At 72.3% G+C, this 15529-nt stretch carries 18 protein-coding genes; 6 read left to right on the forward strand and 12 right to left on the reverse strand.

All coding sequences use genetic code 11. The features are described 5' to 3' along the window. Window positions 1-80: 80 nt before the first annotated feature. From ACZ67Q_RS05105 to ACZ67Q_RS05140, 8 genes are all read right to left on the reverse strand, one after another. A complete protein-coding gene (locus tag ACZ67Q_RS05105; protein WP_471176552.1) occupies window positions 81-449 on the reverse strand; it encodes a DUF4190 domain-containing protein in 369 nt (122 codons plus the stop codon). A gap of 79 nt (window positions 450-528) precedes the next feature. After that, window positions 529-984 (reverse strand): tellurite resistance TerB family protein, encoded by a 456-nt coding sequence (locus ACZ67Q_RS05110; RefSeq protein ID WP_361638487.1) that lies wholly within the window; start codon window positions 982-984, stop codon window positions 529-531. Window positions 985-1139: 155 nt separating this feature from the next. Next, window positions 1140-2117 carry a sporulation protein gene (locus tag ACZ67Q_RS05115; protein WP_471176554.1) on the reverse strand — a complete coding sequence of 326 codons (978 nt, stop codon included), beginning with the start codon at window positions 2115-2117 and terminating at the stop codon, window positions 1140-1142. Between the two features lie 187 nt (window positions 2118-2304). Next, window positions 2305-2964, reverse strand: coding sequence for a hypothetical protein (locus tag ACZ67Q_RS05120; protein ID WP_471176557.1), 660 nt, complete (start codon window positions 2962-2964; stop codon window positions 2305-2307). Next, entirely contained in the window at window positions 2961-3566 is a 606-nt protein-coding gene (locus tag ACZ67Q_RS05125; protein ID WP_471176560.1) for a DUF6114 domain-containing protein, read from the reverse strand. Before ACZ67Q_RS05125 ends, ACZ67Q_RS05120 begins: the two co-directional genes overlap by 4 nt. Continuing rightward, entirely contained in the window at window positions 3557-4177 is a 621-nt protein-coding gene (locus ACZ67Q_RS05130; RefSeq protein ID WP_471176562.1) for a DUF6230 family protein, read from the reverse strand. Before ACZ67Q_RS05130 ends, ACZ67Q_RS05125 begins: the two co-directional genes overlap by 10 nt. 315 nt (window positions 4178-4492) lie before the next feature. After that, window positions 4493-6073 (reverse strand): glycerol-3-phosphate dehydrogenase/oxidase, encoded by a 1581-nt coding sequence (locus tag ACZ67Q_RS05135; protein WP_471176564.1) that lies wholly within the window; start codon window positions 6071-6073, stop codon window positions 4493-4495. Further along, window positions 6070-6669 (reverse strand): TetR/AcrR family transcriptional regulator, encoded by a 600-nt coding sequence (locus ACZ67Q_RS05140; RefSeq protein WP_471176567.1) that lies wholly within the window; start codon window positions 6667-6669, stop codon window positions 6070-6072. Before ACZ67Q_RS05140 ends, ACZ67Q_RS05135 begins: the two co-directional genes overlap by 4 nt. Window positions 6670-6821: 152 nt before the next feature. On the opposite strand from ACZ67Q_RS05140, the gene ACZ67Q_RS05145 reads away from it, so the two are divergent. The 5 genes from ACZ67Q_RS05145 to ACZ67Q_RS05165 all read left to right on the forward strand — a co-directional run bounded on the left by ACZ67Q_RS05145 (window position 6822) and on the right by ACZ67Q_RS05165 (window position 11253). Further along, a complete protein-coding gene (locus tag ACZ67Q_RS05145; RefSeq protein WP_471177699.1) occupies window positions 6822-8414 on the forward strand; it encodes an FAD-binding oxidoreductase in 1593 nt (530 codons plus the stop codon). Window positions 8415-8484: 70 nt separating this feature from the next. Further along, window positions 8485-9366 (forward strand): YegS/Rv2252/BmrU family lipid kinase, encoded by an 882-nt coding sequence (locus ACZ67Q_RS05150; RefSeq protein WP_471176570.1) that lies wholly within the window; start codon window positions 8485-8487, stop codon window positions 9364-9366. A 79-nt stretch (window positions 9367-9445) separates the two neighbouring features. Continuing rightward, entirely contained in the window at window positions 9446-10141 is a 696-nt protein-coding gene (locus tag ACZ67Q_RS05155; RefSeq protein ID WP_471176572.1) for a hypothetical protein, read from the forward strand. Window positions 10142-10163: 22 nt separating this feature from the next. Further along, a complete protein-coding gene (locus tag ACZ67Q_RS05160; protein ID WP_471176574.1) occupies window positions 10164-10652 on the forward strand; it encodes an SRPBCC family protein in 489 nt (162 codons plus the stop codon). A gap of 97 nt (window positions 10653-10749) precedes the next feature. Continuing rightward, on the forward strand, window positions 10750-11253 hold the full coding sequence (locus tag ACZ67Q_RS05165) for a hypothetical protein (protein WP_471177702.1): 504 nt from the start codon (window positions 10750-10752) through the stop codon (window positions 11251-11253). Here ACZ67Q_RS05165 and ACZ67Q_RS05170 read toward each other — a convergent pair. The 4 genes from ACZ67Q_RS05170 to ACZ67Q_RS05185 all read right to left on the reverse strand — a co-directional run bounded on the left by ACZ67Q_RS05170 (window position 11232) and on the right by ACZ67Q_RS05185 (window position 13949). After that, window positions 11232-11930 (reverse strand): dihydrofolate reductase family protein, encoded by a 699-nt coding sequence (locus tag ACZ67Q_RS05170; protein ID WP_471176577.1) that lies wholly within the window; start codon window positions 11928-11930, stop codon window positions 11232-11234. The genes ACZ67Q_RS05165 and ACZ67Q_RS05170 overlap by 22 nt on opposite strands. A 153-nt stretch (window positions 11931-12083) precedes the next feature. Beyond that, window positions 12084-12641 (reverse strand): hypothetical protein, encoded by a 558-nt coding sequence (locus tag ACZ67Q_RS05175; protein ID WP_471176579.1) that lies wholly within the window; start codon window positions 12639-12641, stop codon window positions 12084-12086. Between the two features lie 361 nt (window positions 12642-13002). Next, a complete protein-coding gene (locus tag ACZ67Q_RS05180; protein WP_471176582.1) occupies window positions 13003-13374 on the reverse strand; it encodes a thioesterase family protein in 372 nt (123 codons plus the stop codon). Between the two features lie 185 nt (window positions 13375-13559). Next, window positions 13560-13949 carry a winged helix-turn-helix transcriptional regulator gene (locus tag ACZ67Q_RS05185; RefSeq protein WP_471176585.1) on the reverse strand — a complete coding sequence of 130 codons (390 nt, stop codon included), beginning with the start codon at window positions 13947-13949 and terminating at the stop codon, window positions 13560-13562. A 66-nt stretch (window positions 13950-14015) separates the two neighbouring features. Here ACZ67Q_RS05185 and ACZ67Q_RS05190 point away from each other — a divergent pair, with 66 nt between their 5' ends. Continuing rightward, window positions 14016-15497: a DHA2 family efflux MFS transporter permease subunit gene (locus ACZ67Q_RS05190; protein ID WP_471176588.1), complete on the forward strand. Its 1482-nt coding sequence runs from the start codon at window positions 14016-14018 to the stop codon at window positions 15495-15497. Window positions 15498-15529: the final 32 nt, after the last annotated feature.

Genomic DNA, 15529 nt, shown 5'->3' on the forward strand with positions numbered 1-15529 from the left:
CGGCATGAGGGACGTCGAGCCCGGTCCCCGGGGCGTGAGCGGTGCCGCGGGAGCCATCGTCAGACCGGGAAGTACGGATCTCAGGCGTGGTCCACCACGACCGCGAGGCCGGCGACGAGCCCCAGGACGGCCAGCCCGGCCAAGGCACAGACGACCAGCACCAGCCAGCCCGTCAGGATGCCCGCCAACGCCAGCCCGCGTCCCTCGCCGCCCGAGCGCCGGCCGCGGTAGCGGCCCACATGACCGGCGGGGATGGCGATCAGCGCGCACAGCACCGCCATGCCGACGAAGACGCCCGGGTTGATCCAGGCGATGCCGGTGGCGAAGTTGCCGAGCGAGGCGACCGCGCCCAGCGCGAAGAAGCCGCTGACGTCAGCGGCCCGGTTGCGGCGCGCGGACGAGGGTGCCGCGCCCCGGGCCGCCGGCCGGGTGCGGTCCGTACTGCTCACGATCGGTTCCCCCTGAGTGTCGTCCGTCTGCCCGCGAGCCGCTCCACCCGTGTCAGACGATGCCATGGCGTCGCGTCGGTCAGAGGTCGAACTCGTGCGGCGGCAGGTCCAGCGCGTAGCACGCCTCGCGGACCACGGCCTGCTCGTCCTTGTCGAAGTCGCCGTCGGCGCCGCCGATGACGATGCCGATCTGGATGACGGCGCGCGCCTCGGCGGGCTTCTTCTTCGCCTTGGCGACCTCCTGCAGCACGCTGACCTTGCCGAAGGCGAAGTCGGCGGTCAGCTTGTTCAGGTTGTCCTCGAACCGGCGGCGCAGGTCGTCCGCCGGGAAGTTCTGCAGCACCTCGTTGGTGCCGATGAGCTGCGCCACCCGCTGGCGCTCCGAGGGGTCGACGGTGCCGTCGGCGGCCGCGACGAGTGCGCACATCGCCATACTGGCGTCGCGGAAGGCGCCGCTCTTCAGGTCGTTCTTCTTCGCCACGAGCTGCGTCTGCATCTGCGACGCCGAGTCCTTGATGCGGTCCCACAGGGCCATGCCGACTCCCTACCAGTGTGAGCTGTCCCCGGCCGGGGAGCGGCCGGAGCTGCACGTGAATTTCTACAACGGTGTAGAAAATATCAGGAGGGAAAGGGGCGGGTCGCGCCGCTTCCCCTCCTTGATACGAACGGCGGTCCCGCGTCGTTCCGGCGTCAGTCCTCGCCGTTGTCGCCTTCGTCGTCGCCCTCGAAGAAGTCCCCGATCTCGTCGACGACTTCGGCCGCGACCATGCCGCCCACGACACCGACCGCGAGACCGGCGGCCCCCGCAGCGACGGCGGTGCCGATGCCGGGACCAGAGTGGTGACCGGTGTGGTGGTGTGCGTCGTGCCCTGGGGCGTATCCCGCGGGTGTGCCGTGTGCGGGCCGCTGCTCGACGAGCCGGCGGATCCAGCCGTCGACCTCCGCGTTCCAGTCCCGCACGTCGTGGTGGCCGACGGTGCAGCGGGTGAGCGCGTCGTGGCCCGAGGAGAACAACCCGCCGCGCTTGTCGGCCTCCAGGACGACTTCCACCCCGGCCGGACCGGCCAGGAAGGTGACCTCGACCTCGTTCACCGCGTGGGCGTACTGCGGCGCCGGTGTCAGCTCGATCTCCTGGTAGAAGGGCAGTTGCTGCCCGGTGCCGCCGATGTGTCCCCGTTCGAGGTCGGCCGAGCGGAAAGAGAAGCCGAGTCGGCCGAAGGCCTCCAGGATCGCCTCCTGGACGGGCAGCGGGGTGACGGCGAGCGGGTCCAGGTCGCCCTTGTCCCGTGCCCCGGCCACCGCCAGCTCGGTGCGTACGCCGAGGACGACGCCCAGCCCTTGCCCGTGCAGTTCGGTGACCGGCGTCTCCCACGGCAGCACCAGGCTGAAGGGCAGGCTGCGCACCTCGTCCGCGCCGAGCCGGAAGCCGCCCCCGACGGTGCGGCGCTCGAAGGCGACCATGCCCTCGCTCTCGCCGTCGGCGTGCTCGGTCTCGACCCGGGCCACCAGCTCCAGGGCGATGTGCTCGACGGTGAACTCGGCGCCACCGCCCCGCAGATGCACCTGCCCGGACAGGACGGAGCCGGGCCGGACCGGTCCGGGGTCGAGAACGGTGTCGACCGTGGGGCCGCCCACGCCGAGCGAACCGAGCAGTCGCTTGAACACCATCGTGGCGTTCACTCCTTCTTGTGCGTCGTTCCTGGCCGGCAAGTTTCTACAGGCGAGTAGAAGAATACGATGCGTGGGCCGGCGCGCGGACGCCATCCGAGGGCGCGTCATACGAACGGCTGGAAAACGACGAGGACGTGCCAGGGGGTGCGCAGGACGGAGCCTGCGCACCCCGGGGTCGGCCGGGTCAGGCGCCGACGGTGATCTGCTGGGCGGGATCGGTCGTGTCGGCCACGGTGTAGGCCAGGTTGACGGTGGAGGTCGTGGCGCTGGTCGGGCAGCCGAACGTGCCGGTGACGGTCACGGGCACGACGGCGTTGGCGAAGGCCAGGCTGGAGGGCGCGCCGTTGGTCCAGCTGCCCGCGATGGGCGCCGGGCCGCTCGGCGCGGAGGTGATCGTGCAGGTGGCCAGGCCGCTCGTCCTGACGACCAGACCGCCCTGGGGGACGGTCAGGGTCGCGGTGCTCGGCGCGCCGTTCTGGACGGAGATGCCCCACGTGCCGCTGGTGGTGACCGTGGGGGTGACGCCGGGCAGGCTGGACGTGCACGAACTGAACGTGGGAGCGGCGAGGGTGGAGGACACCGGGCCGGCGTCGTTGTGGTTGGCGGGCGCGGCGGGGACCTGGCCGGTCGTGGAGGAGACCGAACAGGTGAGGGTCACGGTGCCGGCCTTGAACGTGGCCTTGCCGGAGAGCGTGGCCTTGTAGGCGTGCCCGGCCGGGGTGACCGTGGTCGACCCGGCGGCGGTCTGCGCCTCGGCTGCCGGGCCGGCGAGCAGCAGCGCGCTGGTGGCTGCGGCACCGGTGGCTATGGCGAGGAGCGTCCGGACACTGTGGGGACGTGTCATGGTGTGGATCCCTTTCCGTGCGTATCGGCTGACGGGACGGGAACGGTCGGTGCGATGTGGTGCACGGTGGCGCCTGTGGGGGGTGGCGTACCGGGGGTGCCGAGACGGGACTCGGCGGGCACGGCGGAGTCGGCGGACTCGCCGGAAGCAGCGGAGTCGGCGGGGTTGAGGGACGTGGCGGACTCGCCGGAAGCAGCGGAGCCGGCGGACTCGCCGGAGCCGAGGGGCGTGGCGGACCCGGTGGCGTCCGTGTCCGGCACCGGCTGCCAGGCGAAGATCATCGAGCCGCCGACGATGCCGAGGACGGTGCCGAACAGGAATCCGCCGAGGTTGGACATGACCAGGGCGGCGACGGCCAGCAGGACGGTCAGGACGCCCGCCAGGCCGCGGTGGTGCGGGGCGATCCACGCGGACAGGCCCAGCACGACCATGACCAGGCCGAGCAGGACGGACGGCAGCCCGGCGACGCCCTGTTCGAGCATGACCTCGAGCGGGGCGAGCGGGAGGACGCAGATCTCGGCCCCGGCGACGACGGTGGCCAGACCGCCCCAGAAGGGCCGGCTGCGGCGCCAGGTGCGCCACGCGTGCCGGCTCAGAAACATTCCTTCTTCCCCTTGGCGATCTTCATCTTGAGCCCGGACAACTTGAAGGTGCCGGCGTTGGCCGCCCACGCCACCTGCCTGAGGTTGTCGATCTGCATGTCGTCGGCCTGCTGGGAGAAGGCGTCCTGCATGCCCTGCGCGCCCTCCGGCCCCTTGTCGAGGGTGGAGGCGTCCCGGCCGATCTCGATGGTGTGGAAGGTGGCGTTGCCCTCGAGCTGGGTGGCGTCGAGGAAGAGGTTCTCCGCCTCGACGGGGGTGTCCCCGGCACCGGCGGTCAGGGTGAGCGAGATGTTGCCGAGCACGGGGAGCTTGGTGACCACCGACTGACAGAGGTTGTTGATCTTCGCTGTGCGGATGCCGACGGTCGCGACCGGCAGGAGGTCGCCTCGGGCGTTGGTGTCGATGTTGCCGTACTGGGCGAACCCCTGGCCGGTGAGACTGTCCGCGGACACCTTGAACTGCTGGCCCGAGACGGCGAACGAGGCGGCGACGGCGCCCTGCGCCAGTGCGATGCCGAGCGCGGCGGTGGCCGCACAGCCGGGAACGGCGAGCAGCGCGAACCGCCGCCATCTGATCCGGCCGACCACCTGTCTGCCTTGCTGGTCTTTCATCCTCTTTGTCCTTTCGGTGCGGGTGCGGCGAACGGCGCCCGGGGGCGAGAGGGGTGAGGGACCGGCGGCACGAGCGAGGGCACGCGAAGGCTGTGAGGGACGGTCGCGCCGCAGGCAGTGCGGACTTACTGACGAGTCAGGTTAAAGGCGCCAGCGGCCGTTGGCATAGTTGCCGGAGGAACGCGGTTTCGGTCATGTTTCCGTACGACGAAAACGCGCTGAACGGCCAACTGGGGCCGCTCAGCGCGTAGTTGCTCTCTCGGGTGACCATGGCCGGTTCGCTGCCGCGCGGATCCGGCAAGGTATGCGCTTGCGTCAGCCGAGCGTGGCCAGGGCCTCGCCGACGATCTCCTCCACGGCCGGCAGTGCCGCCTCGCGGTCCTCGGGCACCACTCCGATCCGGGTACGGCGGTCGAGGACGTCCGAGGCGTCGAGCGCGCCCTCGTGGCGCACGGCCCACAGGAGTTCGGCGCCGGTGACCGGGTGGCCGGGCAGGACGGGTTCACCCAGCCGCGGGTCGTGCGCGGCGAGGGCCTGAAGGGCGGCGGCCTCGGTGCCGTACCGCTGGACGAGGCGGCGGGGTGCGGGCAGTGTGCCGAGCCGGGCCGGAGCGGCGGCGCCGACCAGCGGCAGCGCGGCGGTGGGGGAGGGGCCGGCGGGCAGGCGGTGGGTGGCGACGGCGCGGTCGACGGCGTCCTCGGCCATGCGCCGGTAGGTGGTGAGCTTGCCGCCGACGATGGTGACGACCCCGTCGGAGGAGGTCAGCACCGCGTGCCGGCGCGAGATGTCGGAGGTCCTGGCCGACGTGCCGTCACCGGCGGTGTCCAACAGGGGGCGCAGCCCCGCGAAGGCTCCCGCGACATCGTCGCGGTGCAGCGGGGTGTCCAGCGCGGAGCCGAGGATGTCGAGCAGGAAGCCGATGTCCGTCTCCGGGACCTCGGGCACGTCCGGCACCGGCCCCTCGACGGGTTCGTCCGTGAGGCCGACGTAGACCCGGCCGTCGCCCTGCGGCAGGACGAGGACGAAACGGTTGGTCTCGCCGGGGACGGGGATGTGCAGGCCGGCCGGCAGCGGGCCGAGGCGGTCGGCGCGCAGGACGAGGTGGGTGCCGCGCGAGGGGCGGATCCGGATGCCGCCGACCAGGCCGTCCGCCCACACACCGGTCGCGTTGATCACCGCGCGGGCGCGCAGGAAGCCCTCCTCGCCGGTGAGTTCGTCGCGCACCCGGGCGCCCGCACCGGAGAGCTCCAGGGCTCGTACCCGGGTCAGCACGCGCGCGCCGTGCGCCGCCGCGGTGCGGGCGAGGGCGGTGACCAGGCGGGCGTCGTCCGTGAGCTTGCCGTCCCAGGAGAGCAGGCCGCCGCGCAGCCCTTGGGAGCGCAGACCGGGGGCGAGCGTGCGGCTCTCCACCGCGGAGAGGCGGCGCGGCGCCGGCAGTGTGCCACGGGCCGTGCGCGCGGCCAGCCGCAGTGCGTCACCCGCCCGGAACCCGGCCCACGCCAGCGCCGCCTGACCGCGCGACACCAGCGGCGTCAGCGGCAGGACGAACGGCTGGGCGCGCACCAGGTGCGGCGCGGTGCGCTCCATCAGCACGCCGCGTTCCACGGCGCTCTCGTGCGCCACGTCGAACTGCGCGGAGGCGAGGTAGCGCAGGCCGCCGTGGATGAGCTTGGAGCTCCACCGCGAGGTGCCGAAGGCCAGGTCCTGGGCGTCGACGGCGGCCACCGTCAGCCCCCGGGCGGCCGCGTCCAGGGCGACTCCGGCGCCGGTCGCGCCCAGCCCGACGACCAGGACGTCCACCGGCTCGGCGCCGACGGTCGCGGCGAGTTCGCGGGTGCGGCGCGCGGCGGACAGGGACGAGCCGGGATGCGGGGCGTCGGTGATCAAGGCGCTCATGGCGTCAGGGTCCTCTCCAGGATGGTCCGCAACTCCCCGAGGAGGGCGGCGGCGTTGAGGTCCGGGTCGTCCTCGTCGGTCATCGTCCGCAGCGACAGCGTGAACGACTGGACGACCAGCAGCAGGGCGCGGGCCTGGCGTTCGGGGTGACCGGCGCGGACCGACCCGTCGGCGTGACCGTCGCGCACGCCGCCGGCCAGCAGCTCCAGCAGGGCCTCCTGGCTCGCGCCGCGCCGGTCCAGCACGTACGGCAGGAGCAGTTCCGGATCGACGTCGACGATCTTGTTGAAGAGCGGATGGGCGCGGAAGGCCTCGACGCCGTGCACCAGCCCCTCGACGATGAGTTCCCGCGCGCTGCGGCCCGGCGCCCGCTGCGGCATGGCGGCGGTCGCCACGCCGACCCACTCGCGCGTCATCAGGTCTCCGACCAGGGAGCGCACATCGGGCCAGCGCCGGTACAGCGTCATCCGGGAGACGCCCGCGCGGCGCGCCACGTCGGTCAGGGTCGTGCGGCGGACGCCGACGGCCAGAACGCAGTCGCGCACCGCGTCGAGCACCGGATCGTTGTCCCCATCGTTGTGACGAATAGGCGTCATGTGTCACAGTGTAACGCCCGTGCCGCGGTGGCCGCCCCCCGGCGTCCCGCGCCGCGGCGACCGACGCCGACCCGGGCCGACAGATCGATGGATCGACAGATCGATGGATCGAGAGGTCAATCGACCGACAGATGAGGACAAGCGCCGTGGACATGCTGTGGAACGGCTGGGGCGACCCGGCCAAGGCGGCACCGCTGCCCGAGCCGGTGATCGGCCTGCTGCGGGAGATGCTGGGCGTCAAGCCCCGCGAGGCCGAGCCGCCGGGCCTGGCGGACATCGCCGTGCCCGACTCGCCGCTCGATCCGGCCGTACTGCGGGAGCTGGCCGCCGCCGTCGGCGACGAGGCCCATGTCCGCACGGACGCCGAGACGCGGCTGCGGCACACCCGCGGCAAATCCACCCCCGACCTGCTGCGCATCCGTGCCGCCGACGTCACCGACGTCCCGGCAGCCGTCGTACTGCCGGCCGGTCACGACGACGTCGTCGCCGTCCTGCGCGTCTGTGCCGGCCACCGGCTCCCCGTCGTCCCGTTCGGCGGCGGCACCTCCGTCGTCGGTGGCCTCGCCCCCGAGCGGCAGGGTCCCTTCGTCGCCCTCGACCTGCGCCGCATGGACCAGCTGCTCGACATCGACGCCGTCTCGCGCACGGCCACCCTCCAGCCCGGCCTGGGCGCCCCGCACGCCGAAGCCCTGCTGGCCGAGCACGGGTTCACCCTCGGCCACTTCCCCCAGTCCTACGAGTGGGCCACCATCGGCGGCTTCGCCGCAGCACGCTCCAGCGGGCAGGCGTCCGCCGGATACGGCCGCTTCGACGACATGGTGCTGGGACTGACCCTCGCCACCCCCGAGGGCACCCTCGACGTGGGCCGCGCCCCCCGCTCGGCCGCCGGTCCCGATCTGCGGCAGCTCGTCCTCGGCTCCGAGGGCGCCTTCGGCGTGATCACCTCCGTCACCGTGCGCCTGCGGCCCGTGCCGCAGGTCCGCCGCTACGAGGGCTGGCGCTTCGCCTCCTTCGGGCAGGGCGGCGCCGCCCTGCGCCGCCTCGCCCAGGACGGGCCGCGCCCCACGGTGCTGCGGCTGTCCGACGAGACGGAGACTCTCATCGGCCTCGCCCAGCCCGACGCGATCGGCGCGAACGGCCTGCCCGGCGACGCCGGCTGCCTGGCGATCGTCGGCTTCGAGGGCACCGAGGAGGACACCGCGCAGCGCCGCGAGGGCGCCGCCGCCGTCCTCACCGAACTCGGCGGCACCTGCCTCGGCGCGGAACCGGGCGAGCGCTGGGCCCACGGCCGCTACTCCGCCCCGTACCTGCGCGACTCCCTCCTCGACGCGGGCGCGTTCGCCGAGACGCTGGAGACCGCCGCCTTCTGGTCGCGCATCCCCGGCCTGTACGCCGCCGTACGCGACGCTCTCACGGCGACCCTGAGCGACGCGGGCACTCCGCCGCTGGTGATGTGCCACATCTCCCACGTCTACGACAACGGCGCCTCGCTGTACTTCACCGTCGTGTCCGCGCAGGGCGAGGACGACCCGGTGGCGCACTGGACGCGGGCCAAGCACGCCGCCAACGAGGCGATCCTCGCCGCCGGCGGCACCATCAGCCACCATCACGGTGTGGGCACCGACCACCGCGACTGGTACGTACGGGAGGCCGGCCCGCTCGGCGTGGCGGCCCTGCAGGCGGTCAAACGGCGACTGGACCCGGACGGACTGCTCAACCCCGGCGTCCTGCTGCCGACCGACTGACACCCTGTCGGCCGACCCCCTCGGTCACATCCCCTCGGCCCGCCCGCTCGACCGCCCCGGAGGCTCACCCATGCGACAGTTCACCGCCGTCGTCAACCCCACCGCGGGCGGCTCGACCGCCGCGGCCGCGCTGCTGCGGGTCGCCCACGAGCTGCGGGCGGCCGGGGCCGAACTGGACACCGAGTACAGCCGCAGCCTGCCCCACGCGCAGGACATCGCCCGCCGCGCCGGTGAAGCGGGCCGGGTCGTGCTCGCCGTCGGCGGCGACGGCATCGCCGGGGGTATCGGCGGCGCCCTCAGCGGCACCGGCTCGGTGCTCGGGCTGGTCCCCGCCGGCCGTGGCAACGACTTCGCCCGCGCCCTCGGCCTGCCGGCCGAACCCGACGCCCTCGCACGGCTGCTGCTGGAGGGCGAGCCGCGGCCGGTGGACACCATCGAGGTCGAGTCCGCCGTCCATCCCAGGACGGTCGTGCTCGGCAGCGTGTACGCGGGCGTCGACGCGCTGGCCAACCGCCACGCCAACCACTCCCGCCTGCTGCGCGGCTCCGCCTCCTACTACGCCGGCGGGCTGCGCGCCGTGACCACCTGGCGGGCGGCGAACTACCGGGTCACCGTGGACGGTACGGAGCACACCCACCGCGGCTACACCGTCGTCGCCGCCAACTCCCCCTACTACGGCTCCGGCCGCATGATCGCCCCCGGCGCCCGCGTCGACGACGGTCTCCTGGACGTCGTCATGATCGAGCACGCTCCCCGCCGGCTCTTCTTCGCCCTGATGAACGAACTGTCCACCGGCGCCCACGTGTCCCGCCCCCAGGTGCGGGTGGTGCGCGGCCGGGAGATCCGCATCGAGGCCGACCGCGCGGTGCCCTACGGCGCCGACGGCGAGGTGGACGCGGTCCTGCCCGTCACGGCACGCGTGCTTCCCGGGGCGCTGCGCGTGCTGTACTGACGTGTGAGCCCGGTCCCCGCCGTCGTAAGATCACGTCCGTCCTTGATCATCAACGGGAGTCGGCGGGGGAACGGTGGACATGGCCAGGTGGCGGACGACGGCTGCGGTCATCACGGTGGGAGTGCTGGTGGCCGGATGCGGCTCCGCAGCACAGCCGGACGGGAAGGCGAAGCCCTCCGGCACGGCAGCGGCGCCGGCGGCGGAGAAGCTCGCGGCCGATCCCGGTGTCCGCTACACGAAGGTCGTCCCGCCGACGATGGAGGGCCTGGTGTGCGACGAAGGCGACGGCGGCTTCCGGTTCGGCAGCGACCTGGACATCGGTGTCTTCGGCGACGACGGGCTGAAGGAGATCGAGGACGACGGCGGTGACATCGCGGACGAGATCTCGTGCTTCGGCAGCCCGCGGATCATCCTGCGCAAAGGCACACTGACGGCGTCGGCGCCCACCTTCACCGCCCGGACGCGTCTGTACGACAAGGTCGCGGACCCCATGGTCTCCCTCGACACGGCGTTCGAGCACTCCATGAAGCTCGCCGAGGGTTACGGCCGCAACCGCGTCGGCAAGCCCGAGGTCGTCACGAGCCGCACCCTGGCCGTGAAGTGCCAGCAGAACGTCACGGACACCTTCCCCATGACCACGTGCTTCTGGGCGAACTACGGAGCGCTCGGTGCCGTCGACTTCTTCCCGCCCGACGGGCAGTACGTCCCGATCGCGTCGGCCGCCGCGCTGACGAAGGACTTCGTCAGGGGCGCGCTGCCCGGCGCCGGTTCCTGACCTCGCGCCCTAGGGTGGGCCCATGTACACGACCCGGCTCTCCCGGCACGTCCGCGCTCCCCGCTCCTGCGTCTACCGGGCCCTGCTCGATGCGGAAGCGATCGCTCGGTGGCGGGTGCCGGCCGGGATGACCAGCCGGGTCCATGAGTTCGACGCCCGCCCGGGCGGACGCTTCCGTGTGTCCCTCACCTACGACGCTCCCGGAAGGGAGGGCAAGTCCGCCGCGCGCACCGACACCTACCACGGCCACTTCGCCGAACTTGTCCTCGACGAGCAGGTCGTCGAAGTGCTGGAGTTCGAGACCGACGACCCCGCTTTGCGTGGCCGCATGACGATGACGACCACGCTCACCGACGCGGAGGGCGGTGGCACGCACGTGCGCGTCCTGCACGAGGGCATCCCCGACGCCGTACGCCCCGAGGACAACGAGACCGGCACCCGCATGGCGCTCGACCGGCTCGCCCGCCTGGTCGAAGCGGGCAGTGAACCGCCCTCTGGCCAACGCGCGTAGACCTCCGGCATCATCTCCCTGCACCACCTGCACGGTCACCTCACAGGACGCATGACTTCTCGCAGGGAGGTTCCGCGTGGAACACGTGAAAACGCTCATGGGGCTGCGGATCAGATCGATCCTGACCGCCCTCGCCCTCGTCATCGCCCCCGGCGCCGTCGTCCTCGGCACCGCGGGCGACGCGTTCGCCGTCACCAAGATCAGTCACGCCACCGCCACGTCGATGTTCCGCGAGGTCGGCATCACCTGGTCGTCCTCCGGCAACTGCTCCGACCGCAACAACCCGACCTGTACGTCCTTCGAACAGCTCAACCTCGCCACCGCGCAGGGCGCCCAGACCCTGAAGCGGGCCAGCGGATGCGCACTCAACATCACCGGCGGCACCGAGACCGGGCACGCGTCCGGGACGTACTCGCACTGGAACGGCTACAAGCTCGACTACAGCAAGTACACATGCGTCGGGAACTACATCAAGAACACCTTCACCTACATCGGCCTGCGCGGCGACGGCGCCCCGCAGTGGAAGTCCGGCTCCGGCAACATCTACGCCGACGAGGGCAGCCACTGGGACGTCCTCTACTACAACTGCGGCGGCTGCTGACCCGCGTGAGCCCCGGCGCCGTACCCGCCGGGGCTGTCGTCCTTCACGGTGCCGCGATCGGGTGCGGTCATGTCTCCCGTGGCGGGCGTGCCCTCGGCCAGTCCGTAGCGCAGGTACACGGTGCCTTTCGAGCCGGCTGCCGGGGGCGCGAGGAGCGTGACGTTGGTGGGCACCGCGCCGGTGTCGAACACCTTCTTGCCGACGCCGAGCACGATCGGGTGCAGCCAGAGGTCGAGGCGGTCGAAGAGCTTCTCGCGCAGGAGCGTCTGCACAAGGCCGAGGCTGCCGACGACCTTCACGTGCTCATGGCGGTCACGGATCTCGCGCACGGCGCGGGCCAGGTCCGGCCCGAGCTGCGTGGACCCGGCCCACGGGAGGTCGGGCCGGCCGCGGGAGGCCACGTACTTCGGGACGCTGTTGAAGAGCCTGGCGATCTCGTCGTTCTGGCCGCCTACCTGGTGAGGCCAGTAGGCGGCGAAGATGTCGTACGTCCGCCGGCCGAGCAGAAGGGCGTCGGTGCCGTCGTACGCGTCGGCGACCTGCGCCCCGGTGACCTCGTCCAGCAAGGGCGCCTGCCAGCCGCCGAACGGGAACCCCACCGGGTCCTCGTCGGGACCGCCGGGCGCCTGCCCGACGAGGTCGAGGGTCGCGAACAACTCGATGTGGATGAGGCCCATGGCTCAACTCCTGAAGCGCGGGTGTCTCCGTCAAGAGTGGGACCCGCCGACGCCCGCACACTCATCGCCGCGCCTGAATCCGGCCCCGCCCCGCGCCAAGCAAGCCGAGTGGCTGAAAGCAATCCCTCAGCCCCGTACAGACGGCAGGACGTGTCACTGGTGGACGACCGTGCGGCCCCCGATGACCCAGAGGCCGGCCGGGACCGGGGTGCACTTCGTCGCCCGGGCGGGCTTGGTGGGGTCCAGCAGATCGGCGCCCGCCCAGCCGGCCCGGTGCTCGCCGTGCTGGTCGGCCGGGTAGAAGGTGAGCCCTGTCTCGGGGTGCCAGTCGGCCGGCCCGGTGATCGGCGGTCGGCCGACCGGGGTGGCCGTGGCCGTGGCGACCGGTCCGGTGACGGTGACGGCGCCACCGTCGAGGGTCAGGCAGTCGACGTCGAACTCGACCCGGATGGTGCCCTTCCCGATGAACACGTGCTCGACGACGGCGTGCCCGCGTGTGTGGCCGCCGACGGTCCGGGCGTCCACCCGGGCGGTGAGCCGCTCGCCGGGGTTGGCGCCAGGGCCGTGCTCGTTCAGCAGGGTCCAGCTGCGCACGGCCAGGTGCTCGGTGGGCACCTGTGGCGGTGTCGCCGCAGCGGTTCCGGCGATGCCGCCGGTCAGGAGGGCGAGGGCCGCGGTGCCGAGTGCGACGGCGACGACGAGCTTGCGCATGGTCAATCCTCCACGGAAGTAAGGGAGTCGGGCGTTCACCCGCTGCCGCCAAACTCCCATCTCACCCGGGTCCGTGGCCTCACCCTCACGGACGGACCGGCTCCCCCGGACGGCGGAGGCCGTCCTCCTCCGCCCGTCTCGGAGGCATGTCGGCGCATGCCGGGCCGCCGGTGTCACTTGCGGAGCCCCGCGCCTGTCTCGGGAGTGTCGACGGATGCCGGGCCGCCGGTGTCACTCGTGGAGCCCCGCGCCTGTCTCGGGAGTGTCGACGGATGCCGGGCAGGCGGTGTCACTCGCGGAGCCCGCACCCGTCTCAGGGGGCTGTCGGCGCATGCCGGGCTGTCACTCGCGGAAGCCCGCGTCACCGCCCCGCAGCCGGCGTCGACACCGTCGCGAGGAACCGCTCCCGGTCGACGACCGCCCGGTCGATCTCGCCGGTCGCGATCAGGTTGCCCGAGCCGTCGACCGCCTGCACGGCGAAGGTCAGGTGCCGGCCGTCCGCGGTGGACGGCGGCTGTGCGGTGACCTCCACCGGCTCACCCACCCGTGACGCGCGCAGGTGCCTGATCCGTACCGCCGTACCCACGGTCGTACGGCCCGCTCCGGTGAAGGGCGCGGCGGCCTCCGTCGTCGCCGCCTCCATCCACGCGATCAGTCGTGGCGTGGCGAGGACGGGGACATCACCGCTGCCCACCGCCGTCGCGGTGTCGGATTCGGTCACCTCATGGCGCATACCGCCACGCTATCGCGGACGCCCCGCCGAGCCGTACCGCACCGCACCGCACCCAGCCGTACCGCACTCCGCCCGGCCGCACGGCACCCGCTGCGCCGCCCGGGCGCGGCCCGCCAAGACACCAGGCGGCTGAGCGCATCCGCCGGCAGGTGATCGTTCACCACGTGCCCGGTCCCCGGTGGGTGTCAGGGAGCCGATGCCGTGGCCGCGTCGTAGGCGGCGCGGGCGTCGGCGATGTCGGCCCGGTGACGCTCGGCCCACCCGACAAGGCCCGTCAGGGTGGCATGGAGTTCACGGGCCATCGGGGTCAGGCCGTACTCCACCTTGGGCGGCACGGTGGGGTAGACGGTCCGGACGAGCAGGCCGTCGCGTTCCAGCCTGCGCAGGTTCAAGGTGAGCATGCGGCGGCTGATGCCGGCGATCGAGCGTTCCAACTCGGTGAACCGGACCGGCCCGTGCGCGGCGGCGACGAGGATTCCGATGCTCCACTTGCCCGCCACACGGTCGAGGACCTCGGTCAGCGGGCACGCCTCGTTGCTGACCTGGTCGGACACATCGGTGTGACTGCGTGACATGAATGTGCCTCCTTCCGCCACGCGCCATGGTTACAGAAGATGACTGCTGTAACAACTCGTGCACCAATGGAAGGAATCACCGTGCGGAGAACCGACTCATCGGCACAGACGGCACGTTGGCGGGCCCTGGCAGTGCTCTGCGCCGGCCAGTTGATGGTCATCCTCGACGGGACCATCGTGAACGTGGCGCTGCCGTCCATCCAGCAGGACCTCGGCTTCTCCTCATCGGGCCTGGCCTGGGTGGTCAACGCCTATCTGGTCCCCTTCGGCGGCCTGCTGCTGCTCTCCGGACGGCTCGGTGACCTCATCGGGCGCAAGCGGGTCTTCATGGCCGGTCTGAGCCTCTTCACGGCTGCCTCGCTGCTGTGCGGTGTGTCCCAGAGCCCGCAGACGCTGCTCGCCTCCCGGTTCGTCCAGGGCATCGGCGGCGCGGTGACCTCCGCCGTCACCCTCGGCATGGTCGTGACCCTGTTCCCGCAGCCGAAGGAACGGGCCAGGGCCATCGGCATCTACAGCTTCGTCCAGTCCGCCGGCGGCTCGCTGGGCCTCCTCGCCGGCGGCGCCCTGACGCAGGCCATCAGCTGGCACTGGATCTTCTTCGTCAACGTCCCGATCGGCATCGCAGCCGCGCTGACGGCCGGGCGCGTGCTCACCGGCGAGCAGGGTGTCGGCCTCGGCAAGGGGACCGATGCCCTGGGCGCCCTTCTGATCACCTCAGCGCTGATGCTCGGTGTGTACACGATCGTCGGGACCACCGGCCACGGCTGGACTTCCGCACACACGCTGGGCTTCGGCGCCACGGCACTCGCGCTGCTCATCGCGTTCGTCGCCCGTCAGGCGAAGGCGTCCCACCCGTTGCTGCCCCTGCGCGTCTTCCGCTCGCGCAACGTCTCAGGAGCGATGGCCATCCAGGCCCTCATGGTGGCCGGGATGTTCAGCTTCCAATTCCTGTGCGTCCTCTACCTGCAGAAGGTGCTCGGCTTCGACGAGATACACACCGGCCTCGGCATCTTCCCGGTCTCCGTCGCGATCGGCGCGCTGTCCCTCGGCCTCTCGCCCAGACTGATCGCGCGCTTCGGCCCGCGTGCCGCGCTCCTTCCCGGACTCTCGCTGATCGCGGCAGGTCTCGCCGCACTCGGCCGTGTACCGGCGGACGGCAGCTACCTCGGGGACGTCCTGCCCGCGCTGTCGGCCCTCGGCATCGGCTTCGGCCTCGCGATGCCGTCACTGGCCACGCTCGCGATGTCGGCGGCCACACCCGAGGACTCGGGGATCGCCTCGGGCATGTTCAACACCATGCAGCAGATCGGCAGCGCCTTCGGCCTCGCGGTCCTCAGCACGCTCGCCACCTCGCACACGCAAGCCCTGCTGGGCGACGGGGCAGGCATCACCTCGGCCCTCACGGGTGGCTACCGGCTTGCCTTCCGTCTCGGCGCCGGCCTCGTCCTGGTCGCTCTCGTCCTCGGCGTCACGCTGCTGCGCTCGCCCACCGCGGCGCGGCGTCCGGCGGCCGAGAGGAAGCCGGTCGCCGAGCACGCCACCCGTTGACCCGGGCAGCGACACCGGGTCGATCGAGGTGC

It is taken from the genome of Streptomyces sp. NPDC036813, assembly GCF_055609245.1.

Excerpts from the sequence above, each read along its gene's own strand:
- ACZ67Q_RS05110 (WP_361638487.1), bottom strand. The coding sequence starts at position 984 with ATGGCCCTGTGGGACCGCATCAAGGACTCGGCGTCGCAGATGCAGACG.
- ACZ67Q_RS05115 (WP_471176554.1), bottom strand. The coding sequence starts at position 2,117 with ATGGTGTTCAAGCGACTGCTCGGTTCGCTCGGCGTGGGCGGCCCCACG.
- ACZ67Q_RS05120 (WP_471176557.1), bottom strand. The coding sequence starts at position 2,964 with ATGACACGTCCCCACAGTGTCCGGACGCTCCTCGCCATAGCCACCGGT.
- ACZ67Q_RS05125 (WP_471176560.1), bottom strand. The coding sequence starts at position 3,566 with ATGTTTCTGAGCCGGCACGCGTGGCGCACCTGGCGCCGCAGCCGGCCC.
- ACZ67Q_RS05130 (WP_471176562.1), bottom strand. The coding sequence starts at position 4,177 with ATGAAAGACCAGCAAGGCAGACAGGTGGTCGGCCGGATCAGATGGCGG.
- ACZ67Q_RS05135 (WP_471176564.1), bottom strand. The coding sequence starts at position 6,073 with ATGAGCGCCTTGATCACCGACGCCCCGCATCCCGGCTCGTCCCTGTCC.
- ACZ67Q_RS05140 (WP_471176567.1), bottom strand. The coding sequence starts at position 6,669 with ATGACGCCTATTCGTCACAACGATGGGGACAACGATCCGGTGCTCGAC.
- ACZ67Q_RS05145 (WP_471177699.1), top strand. The coding sequence starts at position 6,822 with ATGCTGTGGAACGGCTGGGGCGACCCGGCCAAGGCGGCACCGCTGCCC.
- ACZ67Q_RS05150 (WP_471176570.1), top strand. The coding sequence starts at position 8,485 with ATGCGACAGTTCACCGCCGTCGTCAACCCCACCGCGGGCGGCTCGACC.
- ACZ67Q_RS05155 (WP_471176572.1), top strand. The coding sequence starts at position 9,446 with ATGGCCAGGTGGCGGACGACGGCTGCGGTCATCACGGTGGGAGTGCTG.
- ACZ67Q_RS05160 (WP_471176574.1), top strand. The coding sequence starts at position 10,164 with ATGTACACGACCCGGCTCTCCCGGCACGTCCGCGCTCCCCGCTCCTGC.
- ACZ67Q_RS05165 (WP_471177702.1), top strand. The coding sequence starts at position 10,750 with ATGGGGCTGCGGATCAGATCGATCCTGACCGCCCTCGCCCTCGTCATC.
- ACZ67Q_RS05170 (WP_471176577.1), bottom strand. The coding sequence starts at position 11,930 with ATGGGCCTCATCCACATCGAGTTGTTCGCGACCCTCGACCTCGTCGGG.
- ACZ67Q_RS05175 (WP_471176579.1), bottom strand. The coding sequence starts at position 12,641 with ATGCGCAAGCTCGTCGTCGCCGTCGCACTCGGCACCGCGGCCCTCGCC.
- ACZ67Q_RS05180 (WP_471176582.1), bottom strand. The coding sequence starts at position 13,374 with ATGCGCCATGAGGTGACCGAATCCGACACCGCGACGGCGGTGGGCAGC.
- ACZ67Q_RS05185 (WP_471176585.1), bottom strand. The coding sequence starts at position 13,949 with ATGTCACGCAGTCACACCGATGTGTCCGACCAGGTCAGCAACGAGGCG.
- ACZ67Q_RS05190 (WP_471176588.1), top strand. The coding sequence starts at position 14,016 with ATGGAAGGAATCACCGTGCGGAGAACCGACTCATCGGCACAGACGGCA.